The following is a 5,934-nucleotide window of genomic DNA, read 5'->3' as shown; positions in this document are numbered from 1 at the left end:
GGGTGATCCGGTACAGCTCCCCGCCCCGCAGCAGATACGCCCGCGAGTCCCCGATGTGCGCGAGCGCCAGCCGGGACCCGGTCCACAGCAGCGCCGTGAGCGTGGTGCCGGCCTCTCCCGTGTTGGCCTCTCCCGTGCCGCCCGCGAGCTCCGCCACCGCCGCCCCCGCGGCCCGCACCGCGTCCTCCAGCGCCCCGAGCACCCCCAGCTCCCCGAGTTCCCCGTCCACGGGCAGCGTCTCCGCCTCGTCCAGGTACCGCAGCGCCGCCACCGCCGCCCCGCTCGCCGCGAGACCCGCGGGCCCGAACCCGTCGGCGACGGCGAGCAGCCTGCGGCCCGCGTAGAGGGTGTCCTGGTTGGCGGGGCGGACGAGCCCGCGGTCGGTGCGCGCGGAGTGCCTCAGTTCCAGCATCGTCATGGGTTCCCTTCCCGATGTGTCGATCGTGCCGGTCAGCTGGTCGACGAGAAACGCCGCGAGATCCCGCCGTGCCGCCGTCTCCGCCTCGACCCGCGCCCAGTACGCGCCGATCTCCCGCGCGGCCTCGCCCGGTTCCAGCGCGCACACGGCGCGTATCTCGGCGAGCGGCATCCCGAGCCGCCGCAGCCAGGCCACGAGCCGCGCCCGCCCCAACTGCCCGACGGCGTAGTACCGGTAGCCGGTCTCGGGGTCGACCCGGGCGGGCCGCAGCAGGGCCAGCTCGTCGTACAGCCGAAGCGCCTTCGGCGACAGCCGGCTCACCCTGGCGAACGCCCCGATCGTCAGCAGTTCCATCGCGTCCCCGTCCCTCGTCGTCCACCACCGATGCTGGGGCTTCACCGAAGGTGAAGGTCAAACCCCCTGTCCCGGTTCCGGGCCGCTTGTTAGCCTCGCGAGTGTTCGAACGTCGTACGACAGGGAGTCACGCCGTGCCCCGCATAGCCCTCGCCACCTACGACCCCGGCACCGCCCCGAGCAAGGACGTGGACCTGCCGGTGCTGGTGCGGGCGCTGAACGACGTCGGCGCTCGGGCCGACGCCCCCTACTGGGACGACCCCGGGATCGACTGGTCGGCGTACGACCTCGTCGTCGTCCGCTCCACCTGGGACTACAGCTGGCGCGCGGCGGAGTTCACGGCCTGGCTGGAGCGGGTGGCCCGCGCGACCCGGATCGCCAACCCCGCCGAGGTCATCCGCTGGAACCTCGACAAGCGCTATCTGGGCGAGCTGGCCGCCGCCGGTGTCCCCACCGTCCCGACGAGCTATCTCGCCCCGGGCGAGGACGGCGCCCCGGTGCTGCCCACGGACCACGACTACGTCATCAAGCCGACCTCCGGCGCGGGCGCCCGCTTCGCCGCCCGCTACACGCCCGCCGAGCACGAGACGGCCGTACGACACCTCGCGCGGATGCACGCCGAGGGCTTCACCGCGATGGTGCAGCCCTACCTCCGGGGCATCGACGTCACCGGCGAACGCGCCCTCCAGTTCTTCGGCGGCCGGCTGCTGCACGCGAGCCGCAAGGGCGCCGTCCTTTCCCCGGGCACCCCGTACGACGCCGACAAGGTCGCCCACCCCGATCTCACCCCCTGGCAGCCGACGGACGCCGAACTCGCCGTTGCGGAAAAGGCGTTGGCGGCCGTACCCGGCTCCGCCGCCCCCCTCCTGTACGCCCGCGTGGACCTCGTCGACGGCCCGGACGGCACCCCCCGTCTGATGGAACTCGAACTGGTCGAACCGAACCTCTTCCTCTTCCTGCACCCGGACTCCCTGCCCCGGGCGGCGGCCGCGATCCTCGCCGAGGCGACGGCCTAGGGCCTGTCTGACAATTCCCGTCTGCCGCGCGACGCCATGCACGCACTCTCGCGGCACCGGGCGCAGACCCAAGTACGTCCAGTACGAGGGCCTACGCCCGGCACCCCGAGAGCACGCACCTGACGCCGCGCGGCCGCCCTCCGGGCGACGACGGGAATTGTCAGACAGGCCCTAGGGACCCCCGGGGCGAGCCCTCCCGATCCGACCCGGGCAACGCGGTGTCGCAGCGCGCGAGTTCACCGGTCTGATGTTTGAACACCGACATTCACATGTCCTATGTCCAAACGTCTGATGTTTGTATACGGTGTTCTCATGAAACGCATCAACGCACCGCGCCGGACGGCCAGTCTGTCCGCTCAGCTCGTGGACAGCCTCCGCTCGCACATCGAGGCGGGGGGCTGGCCCGTGGGGACCCGGATCCCCTCGGAGCAGTCCCTCATCGAGGAGCTCGGGGTCGGCCGCAGCACACTGCGGGAGGCGATCGGCGCGCTCGTGCACCTGGGGCTGCTGGAGCCCCGGGCCGGGGACGGCACCTATGTCCGCTCGTCGAGCGAGCTTCAGTCGGTCATGGTGCGGCGGGCAAGTTCCGTGGAGCGGGACAAGGTGCTGGAGCTGCGGACCGTGCTGGAGGAGTACGCCTCGGGAGCCGCGGCCCTGCGCCGTGACGAGGCGCAGTTGCGCCAGTTGCGGGAGCTGCTGGCCGACGCCGAAGCGGCCGCCGCCGGTGCGGATCCGTCCGCGGCCACGAACGTCGACGCGCTGTTCCACCGAGCCGTGGTCCGCGCCAGCGGCAACGACCTGCTGGTCGAGGTCTACGACTACCTCGGCACCGCCCTCACCTCGTCCCTGGGCGGTCTGACCTGGGAAACCGCCCACGCGGAGGACCACGCCCGGCTGCACCGGCGGCTCGTCGACGCGATCGAGGCACAGAGCGCGGACGAGGCACGGGACGCGGCGGCCGCCATCGTCCGGCTCACCCGCGACCACGAGACCGAGTGACCAGGTTCCCCAGCCGTATAAGGAGACTTCCCGTGTCCCCCTCCCGAATCCCCGCCGACGAACTCGACGCACACACCGCTCGCCGAGGCGCCCATCTGTACGCGACCGACGCGCAGTTCCGCGACACCGCGCCCCTGGACACCGTCACGGCGGCGGTCCGGCAGCCCGGATTACCCCTCGCCGCCTTGGTGGCCACCGTGATGGAGGCGTACGCGGACCGCCCCGCCCTGGGCGAGCGCGCCACGGAGCCGTTCACCGACCCGGAGACGGGCCGCACCACGCTCCGCCTCCTGAACCGGTTCGACACGCTCACCTACGGCGAACTCTGGGAACGGGCCGGTGCCGTGGCCGCCGAGTGGCGGCACCAGCGGCATCACCAGCGGCATCACCCCGAACACGCCGTGCGGCCAGGTGACTTCGTCGCCGTCCTCGGTCGTCCGGGCATCGAGTGCACCATGGTGGAGCTGGCCTGCGTCCGCTCCGGCGCGGTGTCCGTCCCGCTGCCGGCCGGCGCCTCCGCGGAACAACTGGCCCCCATCGTCGAGCAGACCGGACCGCGGCTGCTCGCGGTGGACGCCGACCATCTGGACCTCGCCCTCCGGATCGCGGCGAACACACCCTCGCCGCCCAGGATCATCGTCCTCGGCCACCGCCCCGAAGTCACCGCGCACCAGGAGGACTTGGCCGCCGCCCGCGACCGGCTCGCGGCGCGCGGCCGGGGCACCACCCTGGACACCTTGGCATCGGTCGTCGACCGGGGACGGACCCTGCCCCCGCTCCCGCGGGTTCCCGGGTCATCGGCGGCCGACGCGCTCAGCACGCTGATCTACACCTCGGGCAGCACCGGCACCCCCAAGGGCGCCATGTACACCGAGCGCGTGGTCAGGCAGTTCTGGGTCGACTTCGTACCCGGTCAGGCGGCGCGGCCGTCCATCGTGCTGAACTACCTGCCCCTCAGCCACATGGTGGGCAGGGGCGTGCTGTTCGGCACGCTCGCCAAGGGCGGCCTTGCCTGCTTCGCGGCGTCCGGCGACCTGTCGACGCTCTTCGAGGACCTCTCCCTGGTGCGCCCCACCGAGTTCATCATGGTGCCCCGCATCGCCGACCTCCTCCTGCGTCACTACCGGGACGAGCTGTCACGCAGGGGCGGGACGGGCACGGACCCCGCCGCGACCGAGGCGCGGGTGAAGGAGGAGCTGCGGGAAGAGGTCATGGGCGGCCGTCTCCTGTGGGCCGTCAGCGCCTCGGCCCCGCTCGGCGCGGAGACGACGGCGTTCGTGGAGAGCTGCCTCCAGGTCAGACTGCTCGACGGCTACGGATCGACGGAAGCCGGGATCGTCCTGCTCGACGGCCGTGTACTGCGCCCGCCGGTGACCGACCACAAGCTGGCCGACGTTCCCGAGCTGGGATACTTCGGCACCGACTCGCCGTATCCCAGGGGCGAGTTGCTGGTCAGGTCCGAGCGGCTGGTGCCGGGCTACTTCCGGCGCCCGGACGCCACCGCCGAGGTCTTCGACGAGGACGGCTTCTACCGCACCGGCGACATCATGGCCCGCGTCGGACCCGACGAGCTGAGGTACGTGGACCGCCGCGCCAACGTCCTCAAGCTGTCACAGGGCGAATTCGTGGCGGTCTCCCGCCTGGAGGCGCTCTTCGGCGGCAGCCCGGCGGTCCGGCAGATCTTCTTGTACGGCAACAGCGCCCGCGCCTACCTCCTCGCGGTCGTCGTACCCACACAGGACGCCCTGGACCGCGCCGACGGGGACACCCGGCGCCTGAGGACGGCGCTGCGGGAATCCCTGCGGAGCCTCGCGGTCGAGGCGGGTCTGAACTCCTACGAGGTGCCACGGGATCTCCTCGTGGAGACCGAGCCGTTCAGCCAGGAGAACGGACTGCTCTCCGGGGTGCGCAAGCCGCTGCGACCGGCCCTGACGAAACGGTACGGCGAGCGACTCGAAGCGCTGTACACCGAGTTGTCCGACCGCGAGGCCACCGAGCTGGAGGCACTGCGCCGGGTCGGCGCCGACGAGCCGGTCCTGGACACCGTGCTGCGGGCCGTGCGGGCGCATCTCGGACAGGAGGACGCCGCCGCGGAGCCCGGCACACGCTTCCTCGAACTCGGCGGTGACAGCCTCACTGCGCTGTCGTTCTCCCGGACCCTGAAGGAGATCTTCCAGGTCGACGTCCCCGTCGACGTGGTCATCAGCCCGGTCAACACGCTGCGGCAGGTGGCGGATCACATCGAGCGGGCGCTCGCGTCGGACCACCGCAGGCCCACCGCCGACCGCGTCCACGGCCCCGACGCGACCCGGCTCGACGCCGCCGATCTACGGCTGGACGCGTTCCTCGATGTGCGGACCGCCGCGCGCAGACCGGCCGGTCCGCTGCCCGAGGCCAGGACCGTCCTGCTGACCGGCGCCAACGGCTACCTCGGCCGCTTCCTGTGCCTCGAATGGCTGGAGCGCCTGGCCGAGCGCGACGGCACGCTGGTGTGCCTGGTCCGCGGCTCCTCCGCCGACGAGGCCCGGGCACGGCTCGACGCGGCGTTCGACAGCGGCGACCCGGAACTCCTCAAGCGCTACCGCGAGGCCGCCGACCGGCGCCTGCACGTGATCCCCGGCGACATCGGGGCACCGGACCTCGGGCTCGACGGCGGGACCTGGCGGCGGCTGGCCGACACCGTGGACCTGATCGTCCATCCGGCGGCGCAGGTCAACCACCTCCTGCCCTACGGCCAGCTGTTCGGCCCCAATGTGCTGGGCACGGCCGAACTGATCAGGCTCGCGGTCACCTCCCGGATCAAGCGGTTCACGTACCTGTCGACGGTCGCCGTCGTCTTCGGCGACGAGGCGGCGGCCGACGAGTCCGCGGACATCCGCACCGCCTGCCCCACCCGCGACCTCAAGGGCGACTACGCCGACGGTTACGCGGCCGCCAAATGGGCCGGCGAGGTGCTGCTGCGCGAGGCGCACGACGCGTTCGGACTGCCGGTCGCCGTCTTCCGCTCGAACCTGATCCTCGCGCACCCGCGCTACACCGGTCAGCTCAACGTCTCGGACGTCTTCACCCGCCTCCTGCTGAGCCTGCTGGCCACCGGGACCGCGCCCGGCAGCTTCTACGCCCCCGGCACCGGCGACGGCGGCGGAC

4 protein-coding genes are annotated in these 5,934 nt (G+C 72.4%); 3 read left to right on the top strand and 1 reads right to left on the bottom strand.

All coding sequences use genetic code 11. The annotated features are described in order from the left end of the window. Positions 1-772, bottom strand: a 772-nt coding sequence (locus CCN72_RS06610) for a MerR family transcriptional regulator (protein WP_143664055.1), incomplete at its 3' end; no start/stop codon positions are given. A 134-nt stretch (positions 773-906) separates the two neighbouring features. Here CCN72_RS06610 and CCN72_RS06605 point away from each other — a divergent pair. The 3 genes from CCN72_RS06605 to car form a co-directional block, all read left to right on the top strand. Continuing rightward, positions 907-1,788: an ATP-grasp domain-containing protein gene (locus CCN72_RS06605; RefSeq protein ID WP_086806694.1), complete on the top strand. Its 882-nt coding sequence runs from the start codon at positions 907-909 to the stop codon at positions 1,786-1,788. Between the two features lie 312 nt (positions 1,789-2,100). After that, positions 2,101-2,787, top strand: coding sequence for a FadR/GntR family transcriptional regulator (locus CCN72_RS06600; protein ID WP_086806693.1), 687 nt, complete (start codon positions 2,101-2,103; stop codon positions 2,785-2,787). 32 nt (positions 2,788-2,819) lie between these two features. After that, positions 2,820-5,934 (top strand): carboxylic acid reductase (gene car, locus CCN72_RS06595; protein WP_086806692.1); only part of this gene is annotated, 3,115 nt, incomplete at its 3' end.

The sequence above is a fragment of the Streptomyces murinus genome (genome assembly GCF_002154555.1).
In the GTDB taxonomy this organism is placed as follows: Bacteria; Actinomycetota; Actinomycetes; order Streptomycetales; family Streptomycetaceae; genus Streptomyces; species Streptomyces murinus.
This window is presented reverse-complemented; position numbering and strand designations above follow the sequence as displayed.